This window comes from Micromonospora sp. DT63 (genome assembly GCF_049841615.1).
Taxonomy (GTDB): domain Bacteria; phylum Actinomycetota; class Actinomycetes; order Mycobacteriales; family Micromonosporaceae; genus Micromonospora.
The window spans coordinates 738,739-758,155 of sequence record NZ_JBNCKQ010000002.1; the positions used below are offsets into that span (position 1 = coordinate 738,739).

19 protein-coding genes are annotated in these 19,417 nt (G+C 73.2%); 7 read left to right on the plus strand and 12 right to left on the minus strand.

All coding sequences use genetic code 11. The features are described from left to right. Positions 1–129: 129 nt before the first annotated feature. Entirely contained in the window at positions 130–477 is a 348-nt protein-coding gene (locus ACLQ27_RS10245) for a MerR family transcriptional regulator (protein WP_425866475.1), read from the minus strand. 56 nt (positions 478–533) lie between these two features. On the opposite strand from ACLQ27_RS10245, the gene ACLQ27_RS10250 reads away from it, so the two are divergent. Together ACLQ27_RS10250 and ACLQ27_RS10255 are read left to right on the plus strand one after the other, a co-directional pair. Beyond that, entirely contained in the window at positions 534–1,109 is a 576-nt protein-coding gene (locus ACLQ27_RS10250; RefSeq protein WP_425866477.1) for an NADPH-dependent FMN reductase, read from the plus strand. 9 nt (positions 1,110–1,118) lie between these two features. Next, on the plus strand, positions 1,119–2,645 hold the full coding sequence (locus ACLQ27_RS10255; RefSeq protein WP_425866479.1) for a DHA2 family efflux MFS transporter permease subunit: 1,527 nt from the start codon (positions 1,119–1,121) through the stop codon (positions 2,643–2,645). Here the strand turns inward: ACLQ27_RS10255 and hemB are convergent. From hemB to ACLQ27_RS10280, 5 genes are read right to left on the minus strand one after another with little or no spacing between them, the layout of a single operon-like run. Then, positions 2,596–3,579, minus strand: a complete 984-nt coding sequence (hemB, locus tag ACLQ27_RS10260; protein ID WP_425866481.1) for a porphobilinogen synthase — start codon at positions 3,577–3,579, stop codon at positions 2,596–2,598. The two genes, ACLQ27_RS10255 and hemB, sit on opposite strands and share 50 nt — an antisense overlap. Before the next feature lie 22 nt (positions 3,580–3,601). After that, positions 3,602–5,182 carry a uroporphyrinogen-III synthase gene (locus ACLQ27_RS10265; protein ID WP_357494666.1) on the minus strand — a complete coding sequence of 527 codons (1,581 nt, stop codon included), beginning with the start codon at positions 5,180–5,182 and terminating at the stop codon, positions 3,602–3,604. Then, positions 5,179–6,147 (minus strand): hydroxymethylbilane synthase, encoded by a 969-nt coding sequence (gene hemC / locus ACLQ27_RS10270; RefSeq protein ID WP_234582377.1) that lies wholly within the window; start codon positions 6,145–6,147, stop codon positions 5,179–5,181. The genes ACLQ27_RS10265 and hemC overlap by 4 nt, the downstream gene beginning before the upstream one ends. Next, on the minus strand, positions 6,144–7,520 hold the full coding sequence (locus tag ACLQ27_RS10275; protein WP_234582376.1) for a glutamyl-tRNA reductase: 1,377 nt from the start codon (positions 7,518–7,520) through the stop codon (positions 6,144–6,146). Before ACLQ27_RS10275 ends, hemC begins: the two co-directional genes overlap by 4 nt. Further along, positions 7,517–8,287, minus strand: coding sequence for a redox-sensing transcriptional repressor Rex (locus tag ACLQ27_RS10280; protein ID WP_234582375.1), 771 nt, complete (start codon positions 8,285–8,287; stop codon positions 7,517–7,519). The genes ACLQ27_RS10275 and ACLQ27_RS10280 overlap by 4 nt, the downstream gene beginning before the upstream one ends. A 386-nt stretch (positions 8,288–8,673) precedes the next feature. Between ACLQ27_RS10280 and ACLQ27_RS10285 the strand changes: the two genes are divergently transcribed. Both ACLQ27_RS10285 and ACLQ27_RS10290 read left to right on the plus strand, forming a co-directional pair. Beyond that, positions 8,674–9,969, plus strand: coding sequence for a sensor histidine kinase (locus ACLQ27_RS10285; RefSeq protein WP_425866484.1), 1,296 nt, complete (start codon positions 8,674–8,676; stop codon positions 9,967–9,969). Positions 9,970–10,009: 40 nt separating this feature from the next. Beyond that, a complete protein-coding gene (locus ACLQ27_RS10290; RefSeq protein ID WP_357494671.1) occupies positions 10,010–10,663 on the plus strand; it encodes a response regulator transcription factor in 654 nt (217 codons plus the stop codon). Here the strand turns inward: ACLQ27_RS10290 and ACLQ27_RS10295 are convergent. From ACLQ27_RS10295 to ACLQ27_RS10305, 3 genes are read right to left on the minus strand one after another with little or no spacing between them, the layout of a single operon-like run. Beyond that, complete coding sequence (locus ACLQ27_RS10295; protein WP_357575985.1) at positions 10,644–11,309, minus strand: HAD family hydrolase; 666 nt, start codon at positions 11,307–11,309, stop codon at positions 10,644–10,646. The genes ACLQ27_RS10290 and ACLQ27_RS10295 overlap by 20 nt on opposite strands. Before the next feature lie 20 nt (positions 11,310–11,329). Further along, positions 11,330–11,584 carry a glutaredoxin family protein gene (locus tag ACLQ27_RS10300; RefSeq protein ID WP_234582371.1) on the minus strand — a complete coding sequence of 85 codons (255 nt, stop codon included), beginning with the start codon at positions 11,582–11,584 and terminating at the stop codon, positions 11,330–11,332. Continuing rightward, positions 11,574–13,181: an AMP-binding protein gene (locus ACLQ27_RS10305; protein ID WP_425866486.1), complete on the minus strand. Its 1,608-nt coding sequence runs from the start codon at positions 13,179–13,181 to the stop codon at positions 11,574–11,576. Before ACLQ27_RS10305 ends, ACLQ27_RS10300 begins: the two co-directional genes overlap by 11 nt. A 575-nt stretch (positions 13,182–13,756) precedes the next feature. Between ACLQ27_RS10305 and ACLQ27_RS10310 the strand changes: the two genes are divergently transcribed. The 3 genes from ACLQ27_RS10310 to ACLQ27_RS10320 all read left to right on the plus strand — a co-directional run bounded on the left by ACLQ27_RS10310 (position 13,757) and on the right by ACLQ27_RS10320 (position 16,892). Next, the gene (locus ACLQ27_RS10310) at positions 13,757–14,713 is read left to right on the plus strand and encodes an ECF subfamily RNA polymerase sigma factor, BldN family (protein WP_234582369.1); all 957 of its coding nucleotides are present in this window, start codon (positions 13,757–13,759) and stop codon (positions 14,711–14,713) included. Between the two features lie 281 nt (positions 14,714–14,994). Further along, positions 14,995–15,882 carry a DUF5667 domain-containing protein gene (locus ACLQ27_RS10315; protein ID WP_425866488.1) on the plus strand — a complete coding sequence of 296 codons (888 nt, stop codon included), beginning with the start codon at positions 14,995–14,997 and terminating at the stop codon, positions 15,880–15,882. Between the two features lie 134 nt (positions 15,883–16,016). After that, complete coding sequence (locus tag ACLQ27_RS10320) at positions 16,017–16,892, plus strand: HAD family hydrolase (RefSeq protein ID WP_357494679.1); 876 nt, start codon at positions 16,017–16,019, stop codon at positions 16,890–16,892. A gap of 1 nt (position 16,893) precedes the next feature. Here the strand turns inward: ACLQ27_RS10320 and ACLQ27_RS10325 are convergent, their stop codons facing one another. The 3 genes from ACLQ27_RS10325 to ACLQ27_RS10335 form a co-directional block, all read right to left on the minus strand. After that, the gene (locus tag ACLQ27_RS10325; protein ID WP_425866823.1) at positions 16,894–17,751 is read right to left on the minus strand and encodes a lysophospholipid acyltransferase family protein; all 858 of its coding nucleotides are present in this window, start codon (positions 17,749–17,751) and stop codon (positions 16,894–16,896) included. A 338-nt stretch (positions 17,752–18,089) separates the two neighbouring features. Then, positions 18,090–19,163 (minus strand): NAD-dependent epimerase/dehydratase family protein, encoded by a 1,074-nt coding sequence (locus ACLQ27_RS10330; protein WP_425866490.1) that lies wholly within the window; start codon positions 19,161–19,163, stop codon positions 18,090–18,092. A 122-nt stretch (positions 19,164–19,285) separates the two neighbouring features. Next, positions 19,286–19,387 carry a 30S ribosomal protein bS22 gene (locus ACLQ27_RS10335; RefSeq protein ID WP_007465623.1) on the minus strand — a complete coding sequence of 34 codons (102 nt, stop codon included), beginning with the start codon at positions 19,385–19,387 and terminating at the stop codon, positions 19,286–19,288. Positions 19,388–19,417 lie beyond the last annotated feature (30 nt).

Sequence of the window (19,417 nt, forward strand, 5' to 3'; positions counted from 1 at the left end):
GTGCCGGTGAGCTGCTCGCCGCCGTCATCCGGATGGCCGTGGTTGACCAGCCGGGGCACCTGCCCTGATCGTCACTGCGCGCGGGCGACGATCAGCGGACTGCGGACTGCGGACTGCGGACGGTCGAGGTCAGAGGTCGCAGAGGCGGCGGCCGGAGCCGATGTCGTCCAGTGCCGCGTGCAGGTCGCGGATGCGCCGCTCGGCCTCGGCGGTCAGCCGATCGTGCAGGCCCTCCCAGTCGGCCAGTTGGGGGTCGGGTGGCAGGGCCGCGAGCAGGTCGCGGATCTCGTTGACGGTCAGGCCGACGCGCTGGGCCACCCGCGCCACCCTGATCCGGCAGGCCGCGTCGGCGTCGAAGCGCCGCTGGTTGCCGCCGGTGCGGGCAGCCGTGATCAGGCCCTGCCGCTCGTAGAACCGCACGGCGGAACCGCTGACCCCGCTGTCGCGGGCCACCTCGCCGACCGTCAACGTGCCCATCGCCACTCCCCCGCCGCCTTGACTTCACCATTAGTTCAAGTCCTAGCGTCCGAGGCATGACTACGCAAGAGGACACCGCACCGCCGACCGTCGCCGTGCTCGTCGGGAGCGTCCGGCAACCTCGGGTGGGCCGCTCGATCGCCGACTGGTTCGTCGCCCACGGGAGCCGCCGTACGGACCTCGACCTGGACCTCGTGGACCTCGCCGAGGTGGCGCTGCCCTTCGCCGACACCCCTCCCGGGGGCAATTCGGCCAGCCCGATCAGTGCCCGGTTGGCTTCCGCCGACGCGTTCGTGGTGGTGACACCCGAGTACAACCACAGCTTCCCGGCCGCCCTGAAGAACGCCATCGACTGGCACTACCGGGAGTGGGCCCGCAAGCCGGTGGCCTTCGTGTCGTACGGCGCGGGCTCCGGCGGCATCCGCGCGGTCGAGCAGCTCCGGCTGGTCTTCGCCGAGGTGCAGGCCGCCACGACCCGCTCCGGGGTGGTGCTCCGGGCTCCCTGGGAGCGACTCGACGTCGCCGGTCGGCTGGTCGACGACGAGCCGCTGCGGCAGGCTGCCGACGCCACGCTGAGCGAGCTGGCCTGGTGGGCCGAGGCGTTGCGCGCCGCCCGCCAGGTCCGGCCCTGAGCCGCCGACATGGATGCGTCCGCGCGACGGCTCGGCTGGTACCTGACCCTGGGTGGTCTGCTCGCGGTGATCGATACCACGGTCACCGTGGTGGCCCTGCCGAGACTGGTCGACGACCTCGACACCGACCTCACCACGATCGGCTGGGTCACCAGCGGATATGCGCTCGCCCTGGTTGCCGTGATGCCCACCGCCGCCTGGGCGATCGGCCGCTTCGGCGCCCGCCGCACCTACCTGACCGCGCTGCTGCTGTTCACCGTCGGCTCCGTGCTGGCCGGTGCCGCCTGGAGCGTCGGGTCGCTCATCGCGTTCCGGGTGCTCCAGGGGCTCGGCGGCGGACTGCTCAACCCGGTCGGGATGGCCGTCGCGCTCGCCGCGGTGCCGCCGGGGCGGCGCGGACGGATGATGAGCCTGCTCGGCCTTCCTGTGCTGGTCGGGCCCCTGATCGGGCCGGTGCTGGGTGGGCTGCTGCTCGATCACGCGTCCTGGCGGTGGATCTTCTGGATCAACCTGCCGGTGGGACTGTTGGCGATGGTGCTCGGCCGATCGGTACTGCCGGTCGCCGACCCGCGACGAGCACCGGTCCGGCTGGACGTCCTCGGGCTGCTGCTGCTCTGCCCCGGTCTGGCACTGGCGGTCTACGGGCTCAGCGTCACCGGCGAGCGGGGCGGGGTCGTCACCGCGTCCGTGCTGCTGCCGCTCGTGCTCGGCGCGATGCTGGTGGTCACCTTCGCCTGGCGGGCCGGCCGGGTACGGCAGCCGCTGCTGCGCCTGGCCGTGCTGCGCGCGCCGGGGATGACCCCCGGCGCGGCGACTGTGGCGTTCTTCGCCGCCGGATACTTCGGCTCGTTCCTGATCATCCCGGCCTACGTGCAGGTGGTACGCGGTGACTCGGCCACCCTGGCCGGGGTGATCGGCATCCCGCAGGCGCTGACCACCGGTCTGATGCTCCAGGTCGCGACCCGGCTCGTCGATCGCGTCTCGGCGCGGCGGGTCGTCGGGCTCGGCATCGCCATGGCAGTGGCCGGCACTGTGGCCCGGGTGCTGGTGCTCGACGCCGACACGTCGTACCCGCTGCTGGCCACGCTGGGTGCGGTCATCGGCCTGGGCATGGGTGCGACCCTGATGCCGACGATGACAGCGGCCAGCCGGTCGCTTCCGCCCGACGACCTGCCGTCCGGCTCCACGCTGCTCACCACCGTGTCGCACACCTCGGTCGCGGCCGGCACGGCACTGATCGCCGCCGCCCTGTCCTGGCTGGCGGACCGGCTCGCCCCGACCCTGGGCGGCGGGGGCATCACGGCAGCCAACCGGCTCGGCCCGGCCAGCCGGCTCGACCTCGCGCCGGAACTGGCGCAGGCCACCCAACTCGCGCTTGCGGTGTCGGCCGTGCTGTTGGCGCTCGCCTGGCTGACCAGCCGGAGGCTCCCGGCCGCCGTCGCGGGCGCCGACGAGGTGGCCACCCCGACGGGACCCCCGGACCCGGTCAGTAGCGCTGGCGGAGCAGACCGGCGGCTTCGACCGCCCAGTAGGTGAGGATGATCTGCGCGCCGGCCCGCTTGATCGAGGTGAGCGTCTCCAGCATGACCCGCTCCCGGTCGATCCAGCCGTTCGCGGCGGCTGCCTCGACCATCGCGTACTCCCCGGAGACCTGGTAGGCGGCGACCGGGACGTCCACCGCGGCCCGCACCGCCGACACCACGTCGAGGTACGGCAGCGCCGGCTTGACCATCACCAGGTCGGCGCCCTCGGCGACGTCGAGCGCCACCTCGCGCAGCGACTCGCGCAGATTGGCCGGGTCCTGCTGGTAGGTGCGCCGGTCGCCCTCCAGCGCCGACTCCACCGCCTCCCGGAACGGGCCGTAGAACGCCGAGGCGTACTTCGCGGCGTACGCCAGCACCGCCACATCCTGGTGGCCGGCGGCGTCGAGCGCCCGGCGGGCCACGCCGACCTGGCCGTCCATCATCCCGGACGGCCCGACCATGTGCACCCCGGCTTCGGCCTGGGCAACCGCCATCTCGGCGTACGCGGCCAGGGTCGCGTCGTTGTCCACCTCACCGTCCGCGGTGAGCACGCCGCAGTGCCCGTGCGAGGTGAACTCGTCCAGGCACAGGTCGCTCATCACGACAGTGCTGTCGCCCACCTCGGACACCACGTCGCGGATGGCGACGTTCAGGATGCCGTTCGGGTCGAGGCCACCGGACCCGGTCGGGTCACGCCGCTCCGGCACCCCGAAGAGCATGATCCCGCCGACGCCGGCCTGGACCGCCTCGGTGGCCGCCTTGCGCAGGGAGTCCCGGGAGTGCTGAAGCACCCCCGGGAGCGACCCGATTGCGTGAGGCTCGGTCAGCCCTTCCTTGACGAACATCGGCACGACCAGCTCGGCCGGGTCGACCCTGGTCTCGGACACCAGCCGGCGGATCGCCGGGGTGCGGCGCAGGCGGCGGGGCCGGATCTCGGGGTACGACATGAAAGGGCCCTCCTGGAGACGACTACCGGAAGCGGAGGGCGGTCGGCCCCTGCACCTTCGAGCCACGGCGCTGCTTGGCCGGCATGGCGGCCAGCTTCTCGCGCAACTCGACGGCGTAGGCGGCGAGCGCCTCCACCAGGTCGGGCACCGAGGCGTGCGGTGGCTGGACGTCGACCCGAAGGCCGAACTCCGTCGCGGTCTCCGCCGTCTTGGGCCCAATCACGGCAACAACCGTCCGCGCGTGCGGCTTCCCGGCGATGCCGACCAGGTTCCGCACAGTGGAAGAAGACGTGAAGAGGACCGCGTCGAACCCGCCCGACTTGATCGCGTCGCGGATCTCGGCGGGCGGCGGCGCGGCCCGCACCGTCCGGTACGCGGTCACGTCGTCGACCTCCCAGCCGCGCTCGGTGAGCCCGGCGGCGAGCGTCTCGGTGGCGATATCGGCGCGCGGCAGCAGCACCCGGCCGACCGGGTCGAGGATCTCGTCGTGCGGCGAGAACTCGGCAAGCAGCCCCTCGGAGGACTGCTCCCCGGCGGGGATCAGCTCCGGCTGGATGCCGAACGCGCGGACCGCGTCAGCGGTCGCCTCGCCGATGCAGGCGATCTTGACGCCGCCGAAGTGCCGGGCGTCCAGGCCGTGCTCGGCGAACTTCTCCCAGACCGCGCGGACCGCGTTCACCGAGGTGAAGATCACCCAGGCGTACCGGCCGTCGACCAGGCCCTTGACGGCCCGCTCCATCTGGGCCGGGGTGCGCGGCGGCTCGACAGCGATGGTCGGCACCTCGCACGGGATCGCCCCGTACGCCCGCAGCCGGGCGCTCATCGCGCCGGCCTGCTCCTTGGTGCGGGGCACCAGCACCTTCCAGCCGTACAGCGGGCGGTTCTCCCACCAGCTCATCTTGTCGCGCTGGCCCACACCCGCGCCGATGGTGAGCACCACCCGGCCGGTGAAGCCGAGCGCGGCGGCCACGAAGCTGTCCACGGTCGACGTGGTCGTGTACTGGGTCTCGCCGGTGCCGTCGCCGGTCACCCCGACGCCTGTGGTGCCGTCGACCCCGGCGGCCAGCAGGCCGTCCCGGACGGCGGCGAGGTCACCGGCGTCCACCGCGAGCGCGAGCGAACCCCGGCCGACGGCCGCGGCCAGCGCCTCGAAGTCCAGCGTGCTGACGTCCTCGACGTCGGCAGCGGTACGCACACCCGGCAGCGGGACCCCCGCGTAGGTGGCGACGCCCTCGGCCTGGCCGACACCCGGCACCACCTCGAAGTGGGCGGCGGTGCGGGCCACCGCCTGCACCTCCTTGACCACCGAGTCGTGGCCGAACGGGTCACCGGCAACCAGGTGCACCGCGTTCAGCCCGGACCGGGCGGCGGAGATCAGCACCTTCGCCACGTCCCCCGGCGCACCTTCGGCCGGGGTGAACTCGGCGTCCTCTCTGGCCTCGGCGCGGACGACGGCGAGCAGCGACTCGGGGACTCCCCGGTCGTAGATCACCTGGTCGGCGTCGACCAGGGCGTCGTGCGCCCGACGGGTCAGCAGGCCCGGGTCACCGGGGCCAGCCCCGACGAACGCGATACGGCCGACGGGCTTACGGGTGCGGGTCATTCTGTGCTCCCAAATTGCTGGGTCCCCGGGCCGGTGTGTCCTTCGTGGCCGAGGATCGAGTCGGCGCCGAGTTCGAGGAGTTCGGCGGCGAGTGCCTTACCGATCTCCGCAGCGTCGGCGGGCGTTCCGGTGCGGGACAGCCGGAGGTCACGAGTGCCGTCCGGGCTGATCACCGCCCCGCGCAGGTAGATCTCATCGCCGGCGTCACCTTCGGCGAGTTCCGCATAGGCGGCGACGGGTGCGCTGCACCCGGCCTCCAGGGTTGCCAGCAACGCGCGCTCCGCGGTGACCGCGGCGCGCGACGGTGCGTGGTCGAGCGTACCGAGCAGCTCGACCAGTTCCTGGTCGTCGACCCGGCACTCCACGGCCAGCGCGCCCTGGGCGGGCGCGGGCAGCATGAGCATCGGGTCGAGCGTCTCGGTGATCGCGTCGGTCCGGCCGATCCGGGCCAGTCCGGCCCGGGCCAGCACGATCGCGTCGAGGTCGGCCTCGGGGCCGAGCACCCGCGCCAGGCGGGTGTCGATGTTGCCGCGGATCGGGGTGACCTCCAGTTGCAGCCCGAGGGCGTGCAGCTGGGCGATGCGGCGCAGTGCGCCGGTGCCAACTGTGGCGCCGGGCGGCAGCTCGGCGAGCGTCCGCCCGCCCTGGGCGATCAGCGCGTCGCGCGGGTCCTGTCGGGCCGGCACGGCGGCGATGTGCAGCCCGGCGGCGCCGGCCGTCGGCAGATCCTTGTAGGAGTGCACGGCGAAGTCGATCGTCCGGGCGGTCAGCGCGTCCCGCAGCGCGGAGACGAACACCCCGACGCCGAGCCGGTGCACCGGAGCGCTGGAGCGGTCGCCGGCGGTGACCACCTCGACGAGCTCGACCGGGCGGCCGGTGGCGGCGGTCAACGCCTCGGCGACGTGGCCGGACTGGGCCATCGCCAGGGCGCTGCCCCGGGTGCCGAGGCGCAGGGGGGCGGTCATCGCGCACCTCCGGTGGGCGGGATCTGCTCGGTGGCGTCGGTGCCGGTCACCGGGGCGTTGGTGGGGGTCAGCACGTCGGGGACGGTGTCCACCGGCGAGGTCTGCGGCACCTGGAGGTCGAACAGCTCGCGCAGCAGAGCCGCGTACTGGTCGCCACCGGGCTCGGCCGCGAGCTGGCGGACCTTGACGGTGGGCTGGTGCAGCAGCCGCTGCACCACGCGGTGCACCGTACGGGCCACCTCGGCCCGCAGGTCGTCGCCGAGGTCGGGACGGCGCTGGGCCAGCCGACGCAGCTCAGCGGTGACGACGTCGTCGGCACGCCCGCGCAGCGCCGCCACGGTGGGCGCCACGTCGGCGCCGCGCAGCCAGGTGAGGAAGCCCTCCACCTCGCCGAGCACGATCCGCTCGACGGCGGCGGCGTCCGCCGCGGCCGGACCGTCGGCGAGCAGCGTCGCCATCCGGTCGATGTCGATCACCTCGACGCCGGGCAGGTCGGCGACGCCCTCCTCGACATCGCGCGGGACGGCCAGGTCGAGCAGGACCAGCGGGCCCCGCGCGGGGCTCCGCTCGGCGAGCGCGGCACCGACCACCGCGCGGGTGAGGACCGGTTCAGTGGACGCGGTGGCGGCCACTACGATGTCCACTGTGGAGAGCGTGGCGGCCAGCTCGGTCATCGGCGCGGCGTCCGCCCCGTACGACTCGGCGAGCCGGACGGCCCGGTCGATGCCCCGGTTGGTGACCGTGAGCGGCCCGGCGCCCTGCCGGGACAGCGTGGCCACCCCGAGCGACCCCATCGCGCCGGCCCCGATCACCAGGGCCGGGTGGCCGGCGAGGTTGCCGTCGAGGTGCCCGGCGGCCAGCTCAAGCGCGGCGGTGACGACGCTCTGGCCGGCCCGGTCGATGCCGGTCTCGGCGTGGGCCCGCTTGCCGACGCGCAGCGCCTGCTGCATCAGCTCGTGCAGCAGGCGGCCGGCCGAGTCGGCCCCGGTGGCCCAGTGGTACGCGTCACGCAGCTGGCCGAGGATCTGCGCTTCGCCCACGACCATCGAGTCCAGTCCGCTGGCGACCCGGAAGACGTGGTCCACGGCGGCGGTGTCGTAGTGCACGTAGAGGTGGCTGGCGAGCGCCGCCGGCGAGCTGTCGGCCTGCTCGGCCAGGACGGCGCAGATGTCACCGAGCCCGCCGTGGAATCCGGACACGGCGGCGTAGACCTCCACCCGGTTGCAGGTGGAGACGAGCACCGCCTCGCTCACGTACGGCTGGGCGACCAGGCGGTCCAGGGTGCGGGTGAGGTCGGCGGGGGGCACGGCCAGCTGCTCCAGCGTGGCGACCGGGGCGGTCCGGTAGGACGCGCCGACGACGAGCAGTTTCACGTGCCGATCGCCTCCTGGGTGTCGGTGGCCGCGAGCCCGCCGGGCAGGGCCGTGAGAGCGGACCCGCCGGTGGCGGGCAGCGCGGTCAGCGACGCCTTGCGGTGCTCGTGGAAGGACAGAATCTGCAGCTCGATGGCGAGGTCGACCTTGCGCACGTCGACCCCCTCCGGAACAGAGAGTACGCACGGCGCGAAGTTGAGGATGCTCGTCACGCCGACCGCGACCAGCTGATCGGCGACCCGCTGGGCTGCAGCGGCCGGAGTGGCGATCACGCCGATCGCGATGGATTCCTCCGTGGCGACCGCCGGCAACTCGTCGACATGCCGGACAACCAGGCCGTTGATCTCTTCGCCGACCCGGGAGGGATCGGCGTCCAGCAGTGCGGCGATCCGGAAGCCGCGGCTGGCGAAGCCGTCGTAGCCGGCCAGAGCGTGACCGAGATTACCCACGCCGACCAGGGCGACAGCGCGACGCTGAGTGAGCCCGAGCACGTACTCGATCTGCTCGATCAGCAACGCGACGTCGTAGCCGACGCCACGGGTGCCGTACGAGCCGAGGTGGGAGAGGTCCTTGCGGAGCTTGGCGGAGTTGACCCCGGCGGCGGCCGAGAGACCCTCGCTGGAGATCGTCTCGTGCCCGGCGTCGGCGAGGTTGTGCAGCGCGCGCAGGTATTCCGGGAGCCGAGCGACGGTCGCCTCGGGAAGATCCGGGAGCGCCGGTACGGCACCGGCGCGGCCGGGCGCACCTGGGTGACGGTGCTGACTCATGAGACTCCGTGCGGTGCGATCCTCGGCCAACTCCGCTGGTCGGCCGCTTATGGACTCCCGCTGGCGACCGAGGTTGCCGGCTGTGCTAGCAGGGCGCGTCGGAACTACAGAGTAGGCGCTTGTGAAGACGTGCACAAATCGCGATCTTGTCGCTCCGGGACGCGACCCCACCAGCCCCTCCATTCCACAAGATCGATTGAGCGGCCCTGCGCGCCCGCCACCCCTGGCGATTATTGCTCAATCCCGACTTCTCTGACCAATCCCGCGTCGGCCGGTCCCGGCGGTGGTAGGGCCTGGTCACAGGGGCGGCGGTAGGGACAGCACTACGGGGGAGAGGCGGGGCTTCGGGATGGGGACGCCGAGCCCCCATGCCTAGCCTTTGGGCTATGACCGCCGTTGCCGCCAGCGACCATCCGACGCTGGCACCGAGCATCCCCCGCCAGCTCTTCGTCGACTCCGGGTACGTGCTGCTCGGCCTCCCCCTCGCGGTGGCCAGCTTCGTCGTCCTCCTCGCGGGCCTCGTGGCCGGTGTCGGCCTGGTGGTCACCGTGATCGGCCTGCCGATCCTCAGCGGCACCCTGTACGCGGCCCGGGGGCTTGCCGACATTGAACGACTGCGGCTGCCCGCCGTGCTGGGACAACCCCGGATCCGGCCGCACTACCGGATGCCGGAGGCGGGCGCGAACGCCTGGCGGCGGATCTTCCTGCCGATGCGCGACGCCCAGTCCTGGCTCGATCTGGCACACGGCATCCTGCGGATGATCGTGGCGCTGGTCACCTTCGTGCTGGCGGTGGCCTGGTGGATCGCCGCAGCCGCCGGCTCCCTCTACTGGGTGTACGACTGGACGCTGCCGCACGGCGCGGACGACAGCGACCTGGCCCAACTGCTCGGCCTGGGCGACTCGACCACGGCCCGGATCGGGGTGACCACCGCGATCGGGGTGTTCTTCCTGATCACGCTGCCGATCGTGGTCCGGGGCTGCGCGCTGCTCCAGGCCAGCTTCGCCAAGGCCCTGCTGACCGGGGTGGCCGAGATGCGGGACCGGATCACCGTGCTGGAGGAGCAGAAGCGGGCCGCCGTGTCCGCCGAGGCGTCCGCGCTGCGCCGGCTCGAACGCGACATCCACGACGGCCCCCAGCAGCGCCTCGTCCGGCTCGCGATGGACCTCAGCCGGGCCCGGATGCAGCTCGCCTCCGACCCGGAGGCCGCCGGGCGGACCATCGACGAGGCGGTGACCCAGACCCGGGAGACGCTGGCCGAGCTGCGGGCGCTGTCCCGGGGCATCGCCCCGCCGATCCTGGTCGACAGGGGCCTGCCCAGCGCCCTGGCCGCGCTCGCCGGGCGCGGGCTCATCCCGATCGAGCTTCAGGCGGACCGGCAGCTCGGCACGCCGGGCGGACGGCTCGATCCGGCGGTGGAGAACACCGCGTACTTCGTGGTGGCCGAGGCGTTGACCAACATCGCCAAGCACAGCCGGGCCACCGAGGCAGTGGTCGCCGTGACCCGCCAGGACACCCAGCTCCAGGTGCGGGTGGGCGACGACGGGCAGGGCGGCGCCCACATCGCCAAGGGCCACGGGCTGGCCGGCATCGCCGACCGGGTCCGGGCGGCAGGCGGGGAGCTGGCGGTGGTGAGCCCGAGCGGCGGGCCCACCGAGATCCGTGCGGAGCTTCCGCTGTGAACCAACGGGAACGGGGCCGGACGTGGTAGACACCACAGCCATGCGCATCGTGATCGCGGACGACGCCGTCCTGCTCCGGGAGGGGCTGGTGCGGCTGCTGACCGAGAGCGGACACCAGGTGGTGGCCGCCGTCGGGGACGGCGACGCGCTGGTCGAGGCGGTGGTGGAGCACCGGCCGGACGTGTCGATCGTCGACGTCCGGATGCCGCCGTCGCACACCGACGAGGGTCTGCGGGCGGCGGTGGAGGCACGCCGGCTGGTGCCGCGTACGCCGATCCTGGTGCTCTCCCAGTACGTCGAGGTCTCGTACGCCGATGATCTGCTGGCCACCACCGGCGGCGCCGGCGGTGGTATCGGCTACCTGCTCAAGGACCGGGTCGCCGCGATCGACGAGTTCCTGGACGCGCTGCGCAGGGTGGCGGCCGGCGGCACGGTGCTCGACCCGGACGTGGTCGGCCAGCTCTTCGCCCGACGCCGCCGCGACGACCCGCTCAGTGAGCTGACCCCCCGCGAGCGCGAGGTGCTCGCCCTGATGGCCGAGGGCCGGTCGAACACGGCCATCGCCCGCGCCCTGGTGGTCAGCGACGGCGCGGTGGAGAAGCACGTGCGCAACATCTTCACCAAGCTCACGCTCCCGCCGGACACCGAGCAGCACCGGCGGGTGCTGGCCGTCCTCACCTACCTGCGGAACTGACCTCCCGGGCGGCCAGGGCCACCGCGTCGGTGAGGGTGTCGGCGACCGGGTGGCCGGAGGCGCGCAGCCGGGCCGGGTCGGTGAAGCCGCCGGTGTAGAGCACCGCCCGCCCGCCCACCGCGAGGGCCGCGTCCGCGTCGTCGATGGAGTCGCCGATCAGCACCACCGCGCCGCCGTCCACGCCCAGCTCGGCCAGGTGCCGCTGAAGCGACTCGGCCTTGCGGTCGCCGCCGACAGTGGCCCGCAGGCCGTCGACGCGGGTGAAATGGCCGGTCAGCCCGTACGTGTGCACGGTGGGCACCAGCTCCTCGTGGAACCACATGGACAGCAGACTCTGACTGCCCTCCCAGGCGGCCATCGCGGACTGCGCGTCGGCCGCCAGCTCGCAGGTCGTCAGGCCGCTGCGGTACGCGTCGTGGAAGATCCGGTCGAGGCGGCCGAACGCGTCGTCGTCGACAGCCTGACCGAGCACCTCGGCGTAGTAGTCGGCGATCGGCCGGCGGAACCGCGTCCGGTGCTCGTCGAGGGTGACCGTCGGCCCGCCCACACTGGCGAACGCGGCGTTGGTGGCGGCCACCACCAGGCTGAGGTCGTTGAGCAGGGTGCCGTTCCAGTCCCAGACCAGGTGGGAGCGCGCAGGGGTCATCACAGCACCATAGGTGCCACTCAGAGCTGCGGGGTGGTCAGGTCCCGCAGCAGCCGGTCCTCCTCCACCCGCCAGTAGCCGTGCTCCTTGCCGTCGAGCAGCACCACCGGCAGGCGGTCGCCGTACTCCCGTTCCAGCCCCTCGTCGCCGGTGACGTCCCACTCGACCCACTTGTCGCCGGTCACCGCGACCACCCGGTCGAGCGCCGCCTTGGCGTCGTCGCACAGGTGGCAGCCGGGTCGGGTGATCAGGGCGAGTCGGGCGTCACTGGCCATCGGTTACCTCCGTGCGGTCGGTCGGCGTCGCCGACCGGAGCTGGGTCTTGCGTACCTTGCCGATCGCCGAGTGCGGCAGGGTGTCGACGAACTCGACAGCGGTCGGGCACTTGAACCGGGCCAGGTTGCGCGCGCAGTGGGCGAGCAACTCCTCGCTGGTCACCGGTCGGCCCTGCACCGGCACCACGTACGCCCGCACAGTCTCGCCGGTCCGCGGGTGCGGCACACCCAGTACCGCCGACTCGACCACCCCGGGGTGCCCGGCGAGCACCAGCTCGACCTCGTGGGGATACACGTTGAACCCGTTGACCAGGATCAACTCCCCGAGCCGGTCGACCAGGAAGAGGTCACCGTCCTCGTCGGCGTACGCGATGTCGCCGGTGCCCCACCAGCCGTCGTCGTCCGGGCCGTCGCGGCCGTCGGGCCAGTAGCCGTCGAAGAGATTGGGCCCGCGAACGACGATCTGCCCCGGGTCGGTGCCCGGGGCGACGTCGGAGATGTCCAGCTCGTCCGGGTCGTCGTCGGGGACCGCCTGGCCGTCGCGCCACAGGTCCTCCCCGGTCGCGCCGACCAGGCGCAGCTGCAGGCCGGGCAGCGGCCGGCCGATCGAGCCGGGCTTGACCACCGGACCGACCAGGGTGGAGGTGAGCACCGGCGCGGTCTCGGTGAGGCCGTACCCGACATGCACCTGCTGGCCGGTGGCCTCGGTGAAGCGCGCCGCGACAGTTGGCTCCAGCGGCGCCGCGCCGCACACCGCCACCCGCACCGACGCGGTCGCCGCGCGGACCGCGTCGGCGCCGGCCCAGGCCAGGAACATCGACGGTACGCCGACCAGCACGCTGACCCGGTGCCGGGCGATCTCGGCGAGCCCCGCCGTGGGCCCGGGCTCGTCGAGCAGCACGCCGGTGGCGCCGTGGTAGACGACGGCGCCGAGCCCCGAGTTGAGCCCGTACGCGTGGAACAGCGGCAACCCGAGCAGAACAGTGTCCGTCGGCCCGACGACCGGCGGCTCGATCTCCGCGACCTGTTCGTGGTTGGCCAGCAGCGCACGGTGGGAGAGCATCGCGCCCTTCGGACGGCCCTCGGTGCCGGACGTGTAGAGCAGTACGGCCAGGTCGTCGCCGCCTCGGCGCGGGCGGGGGCGTGGATCGGGCAACTCGGCGGTCGGCGGCGTGTCGTGCACGGCGGTGAGCGCGGGCAGGTCGGCGGCCACCTCGGCGACCAGGCGGCGGACCCGCTCGGTGCCGATGAGCAGCGACGCGCCCGAGTCGGCCAGTACGTGCCGCAGCTCCGGGGCGGTGAAGCCGGGGTTGACCGGGACGGCGACCAGACCGGCCCGCAGCGCCCCGAGCCAGCCGATCACGAAGTCGGGGGTGTTGTGCAGCGCGATCGCGACCCGCGGCGGCGTGCCACCCGGGTCGGTGGCCGGCGCGGCGGCGGCCAGGCCGTGCGCGGCGGCGGTCACGGCGGCGTCCAGTTCGGACCAGGTGACGCGCCCGTCCCGCCAGTACAGCGCGGGCCGGTCACCGTTGTCGAGAGCCGCCCGCTGGACCCGGTCGGCGAGGTTCGGCGCGGGGTCTGCCGAGAAGTCCTGCACGGTGGTCGAGTCTGGCACAGCGGCGATCGACAGGCCACGCCCGACGGTCGGGCCCCCAGGATCGCCGAGCGTCCCGTCAACGGGACACTCACCGTGCCGTCGATGCTCCGATCGAGTCCGGCCGATGGGACGGGCGACGGGTCGGACGGATGCCTCGACCCGGCCCACGCGGCGACCGGCCGGGGCGGCGCAGCCGACCGGCCACATTGCCCCCGACCTGGGGATCCACCCAGGACCACCGGCCCGGGCCAAAGTCAAACGCACACGACGGACAACCGGTCCGCCATCGGTGCGACACAGCGGGAAATACTTCCGCCCTGTGTAACGGACTTGCCACGCGCGGGTGACGTTGGCCCTATTATCACTCGGGTCGGCTCACCCCATTTGCCGTGAGTCGACACCCCTCAGCCCGAGGAGGCCCCCGTGCCTGTGAGCGCATTGGACCAGCACCTCAAGGGGAACTGCCGCCCGTCGGCACACCCCGGAACCGTCCTGCCCGACCGGTTGCCCGGTCGGTCCGCACCAACGACCCGTAAACCGGCCCGGCCGGCTACCAACGGGACGGGGGCGGCGCGGTGACCACCTTCGGATACGCGGAACGCCCGGTCGGCCTGACTGGCCAGACACCCCGCTCCCCGCTCAACGAACGACAGGCGGCCCGCGCGCCGCTGGGCGACCCGCACGCCGCGATGCGCGGCGACAACGCGGCCCAGCGGACCCGCAACCGCCCGCACACCAACGAGCCACCACCGAGACCGGCGGCCCCGGGTGCCAACGCGATGCCGACCGGTGGCCGTGTCGCGGCACCAGCCCGACCGACAATGCCCTCCCAGGGCCGTCGGGTCGGCGACGCGCCGGCGGCGGCCACCGATCCGACGGCTGGCGAGACGGCGGTGATCCCGGCGGTCCCGGCCGCCGCCACCCCGACCACCCCGACCGGTTTCCCCAGCCGCCCGGACCCGTCCGACCCGGCCACCGAGGTCTGGACCCTGGTCGAGCGGGCGCAGGCTGGCGAGTCCGAGGCGTTCGGCCTGATCTACGACAGGTACGTCGACACCGTCTTCCGGTTCGTCTACTTCCGGGTCGGCAACCGCCAGCTCGCCGAGGACCTCACCTCGGACACGTTCCTGCGCGCTCTCAAGCGGATCGGCAGCTTCACCTGGCAGGGCCGCGATCTCGGCGCCTGGCTGGTGACGATCGCCCGCAACCTGGTCGCGGACCACTTCAAGTCCGGCCGGTACCGCCTGGAGGTCACCACCGGCGACGTGCTCGACGCCGACCGCGAGGACCGGGGCCCGGAGGGCAGCCCGGAAGCCGCGGTGGTCGAACACATCACCAACGTCGCCCTGCTCACCGCCGTCAAGCAGCTCAACCCGGAGCAGCAGGAGTGCATCGTGCTCCGGTTCCTCCAGGGCTTCTCGGTCGCCGAGACCGCCCGCGCGATGGGCAAGAACGAGGGTGCCATCAAGGCCCTGCAGTACCGGGCCGTTCGCGCGCTGGCACGGCTGCTGCCCGACGGCTTCCAGCCGTGATTCTCGGCGGCGGGGCCGACCGGCGTCGATCAATGTCTCGGCAGCTCAGGGCTGCCGAGACCCGGTGATGGCGATCACTTTCTGTGATTTCGGCCCCGCCAGGCCCGTAACCCGTGCCCGGTCCGCCGCGTTTCTCCGGGTGCGACCGGTGGTTGTCCCGGCAGGCCCGGGGCACCGAGGTCCGACCGGCACGCCGGACGGCACCTCACCTCCGTGGTGTCACTTTGCCGCCCGGTCGCTGGCAACGATGGCGGCCGACCGGCCGTGACCAGCGAGAGGAGGTGCCTGCGGTGGACGACATCCTCTTCTCCCGCCGGCGTGCCGAGCGCTTCGCGCAGCTTCTCGACGAGGCCAACGGCGGCCGGCGGCACCACGTGCGGTCCCGAGTGGACAGCCAACTGGCTCCGCTCGTCGCAGTGGGCCAGCGACTCAGCGTCGATCCCCCCACCGCCGAGGTGAACCCCAACTTCCGCACCGGCCTGCGAGCGATGCTGCTCGCCACCGCCGAGCGCGAGGGGATGGGCACCCCGCCGGCGACCACCGAGCCGGCTGCCCCACGGGCTGCGGCGACGAGCCGCGGCTCCCTGCTGCCCGCCGTCACCGCCCGGCGGGCCCGCGCCCGGGGCGCGATCCTGGTCGGCATCGCCGCCGGCGCCATCGCCGTCTCCGGGATCTCCGCCGCCAGCGAGAACGCCGTTCCCGGCGACGCGCTGTACGGCATGAAGCGCTCCACCGAGCGGGCCCAGCTCGCCCTGGCCAGCTCGGACATCAGCCGCGGCCAACTGTTCCTGGACTTCGCCCGGACCAGACTCGGCGAGGCAGCCGAGCTGCGCGGCGACCGCATCGGCTACAGCGCCGTCCTCGACGACATGGACGCCGACACCCGGCAGGGCATTCGCCTGCTCACCGCCGCCGCAGTGCAGCGGGCCGAGCCGGCCAGCCTGGACACCGTCAACACGTTCGTCGCCAGCCAGCGCCGGGCGGTGACCAACCTGCTCGACGGCGCCAGCCGGGCCGACCGCGAACGGACCCGGAGGTCGCTGGCCCTGCTGGACAGCATCCGTGAGCGCTCGGACTCGGTACGCGCGGCGATCGCCTGCGGCCTGCCGGCACCGACCGGCAGCGACGCGCTCGGGCCCACCCCGACCACCTGCCCCGGCGAGCGCTGACCCGCCAGCCCCGGCACCGCCATACCGCACGTCCGACCGGCCGGGCCACAGTTCCCTGTGGTCCGGCCGGTCGACCGTGCGCTCCGGCTACCCTCGCTGGAGGCATCAGTCGTACCTGATCAGGAGGGAGTCCCGTGGCGCGCAGCCGTAAGGTGACGGTCAGCACCGACGCCGACGGTCACACCGCCGGGTGGGCGGAGACCGCGCTGGCGCCGGTGACCCCACCCGCACCGGACCCGGGTGCCGCCGCGTTCTTCGACGTCGACAACACGATGATGCAGGGCGCGTCGATCTACTGGTTCGCCCGCGGGCTCGCCGCCCGGAACTACTTCACGACCGCCGACCTGGCCCGCTTCGCCTGGCAGCAGCTCCGGTTCCGGCTGCTCGCCCGCGAGCACGCCGGGGACATGTCCCAGGCGAAGGAGGCCGCGCTCGCCTTCGTCGAGGGGTGGCGGGTGGACGACGTGGAGCGCCTCTCGGAGGAGATCTTCGACGAGCTGATGGCACCCCGGATCTGGGCCGGCACCCGGCAGCTCGCCCAACGCCACCTGGACGCCGGCCAGCGCGTGTGGCTGGTCAGCGCCGCCCCGGTGGAGATCGGCCGGGTGATCGCCACCCGCCTTGGCCTGACGGGCGCGATCGGCACGGTGGCCGAGGTGCGGGCCGGGGCGTACACCGGGCGGTTGGTGGGCGATCTCATGCACGGGCCGGCGAAGGCCGAGGCGGTCACCCAGCTCGCCGCCGTGGAAGGGCTCGACCTGAGCCGCTGCGCGGCCTACAGCGACTCGGCCAACGACCTGCCGCTGCTCAGCTCGGTGGGCCGGGCGGTCGCGGTAAACCCCGATGGCACCCTGCTACGGCAGGCCCGGCAGCACGGCTGGGAGGTGCGGGACTTCCGCACCGGCCGCCGAGCCGTCAAGATCGCCGTACCGTCGACGGCGGCAGCCGGCCTGGTCGCCGGCGCGGTCACCGCCGGCCTGGCGTTGCAGCGCCGCCGTCGCGCCGGCTGACTCAGGGGCCGAAGGGGTCGGGTCGCCGTTCCAGCAGCGAGTGCAGGGTCTGCTGGATGGTCTCGCGCACCTGGTCGGCGAGGTTGAAGACCACCAGCGGATCGTCCGCCGAGTCGGTCAGGTGCGCGGTGGGGATCGGCGGGCAGAACTGGATCAGCCACTTGCTGGGCAACGGCACCATGCCGAGCGGCCCGAGCCAGGGGAAGGTCGGCGTGACCGGGAAATACGGCAGCTTCAGCAGCCGCGCGAGGGGCTTGATGTCGGCGAGCATCGGGTAGATCTCCTCGCCACCGACGATGGCGACCGGAACGATAGGCGTGCCGGTGCGCAGCGCCGCCGAGACGAAGCCGCCCCGGCCGAACCGTTGCAGCTTGTAGCGGTCGGCGTAGAGCTTGCCGATGCCCTTGAACCCCTCGGGGAACACACCGACCAGGTCACCGCCGCTGAGCAGCCGCTCGGCGTCCGGGTTGCAGGCCACCGTGCCGCCGGTCTTGCGGGCGATCTCCGACACCACAGGCATGCGGAAGACCAGGTCGGCGCCGAGCAGGCGCAGGTAGCGGTGGGCGGGGTGCTTGTCGTGCAACGCCGCCGAGAGGATCAGCGCGTCCAGGGCCACGGTGCCGGAGTGGTTGCCGACCACCAGGGCGGGCCCGTGGACGGGGACGTGCTCGACCCCGCTGACCTCGGTTCGGAACCAGTCCCGGTAGAGCAGCCGCAGCAGCGGGTGGAAGACCGCGTCGGTCAGCTCCGGGTCGAACCCGAACTCGTCGACCTCGTAGTCGCCGGCCAGCCGCCGCCGCAGGAACGCCAGCCCGTTCGCGACCCTGCGGTCCCACTGGTCCCCGGGCCGATCCGGCACCGCCGAACCGGTGCCGCGCGCCCCGCCTCCGGTGGGCGCGACGCCCCCGCTCGCCGGCTCGTCGGTCGCGGTGTCGACCTCGTCGCCGGCAGGGTTGTCGCTCGGCGTCGCCGGGCCGTCGGTCGCCGGGTCGACCTCGTCGCCGGCAGGGCTGTCGCTCGGCGTCGCCGGGTCGTCGGTCGCGGTGTCGACCTCGTCGCCAGGCGTCCCGGCCGGCGCGAGCCGGCTCGCCGGTCGGTGACCGTTGCGCCGCGCCGGCTCCGCGTCCGGCACGGGCGGCCCCGGCGGTACGTCGAACGGCCCCATGCCCGCCGGCTCGCGGCCCTGCGCCGGCCCGGTCATGACCGCTCCCGCACCGCGGCACGGACCTGCCGGATGCCGTCCAGGACCAACTGCTCGGCGGCGGCCAACTGACCCCGGCTGAGGACCGCCCCACCGTGGTGGGCGCGGATGAAGTCGTCGAACGCGGCGGCGGTGGAGCGGGGTGTGAAGCCGTACTCCTGCTCAAGGCGCGTGGTGTCGACGACCCGCCCGTGCACGAAAAGATCGACCTGGTCCAGGCCGTAGCGGCCGAACCCCATGGTGCGGGCCAGCGCCGCGGCGCCCGAGAGCCCTGGCTCCAGCACCGGCACGGCCACCCGACCGGCCCGCCGGATCGCCTGGGACAGCGACAGCACCCCCGGACCGGCGACGTTGTAGGTGCCCGGGTGATCCTCCACGATCGACCGGTGCAGCACCTCCAACGCGTCGTCGAAGTGCAGGAACTGCAGTCGGGGATCGCGGCCGAAGACGGTTGGCACGAACGGCTGCGCGAAGTAGCACGTCAACGTCGTGTCGGCTGTCGAACCGATGAACGGAGCGAAGCGCAGCACCGTCGCGGTCACGTCGGGCCGGCGGCGGCGGAAGCCGCGAACGTACCCCTCGACGTCGAGGATGTCGCGGCCGAAACCGCCGCGTGGCACCTCGCGCGGCTCGGTCTCCTCGGTGAACACCGCCGGATCGCGGAACGACACCCCGTACGCGGCGGTCGACGACCGGACCACGAGCTTGCGCAGACGGGGCGCCCGTTGGCAGGCGGCGAGCAGTTGCATGGTGCCGATGACGTTCTGGTCCTTCATGGCCGACCGGCCGCCGTGCTGCTGGTCGGGGGCGCTGACCAACGCGAGGTGGACCACCGCGTCGACGTCCAGGTCGGCGAGGAGCCCGCCGAGCGACCCCGGGTCGACGCGAATCCGCTCGACCCGGTCCAGCAGGTCGGTGAACTCGGCGCCCGGCTCCGGGGCGTCCACGCCGATGACCCGCTCGATGCGGGGGTCGGCGGCCAGCCGGGCCGCCACGTGCGCGCCCAGGTACCTACCGACCCCGGTGACGACGACGACCCCCGGAGCACCTGAAGTGCTTCCGGGGGTCATCTGACGCACCTACGCCGACAGGAGGGACCGAGCCGGGACGACCACGGCCTGATCACCTGAGCCTCCGGGGGTCGACAGTTTGGCAAGTGAGGCCGAACGCCGGGCTCAGCGCCCGGCGACGATCACTTGCCGAGACGGCGACGCTGGACGCGGGTCTTGCGCAGCAGCTTGCGGTGCTTCTTCTTAGCCATGCGCTTACGGCGCTTCTTGACCACCGAGCCCATACGACAGCCTTTCGATACAACGTGCGGGGC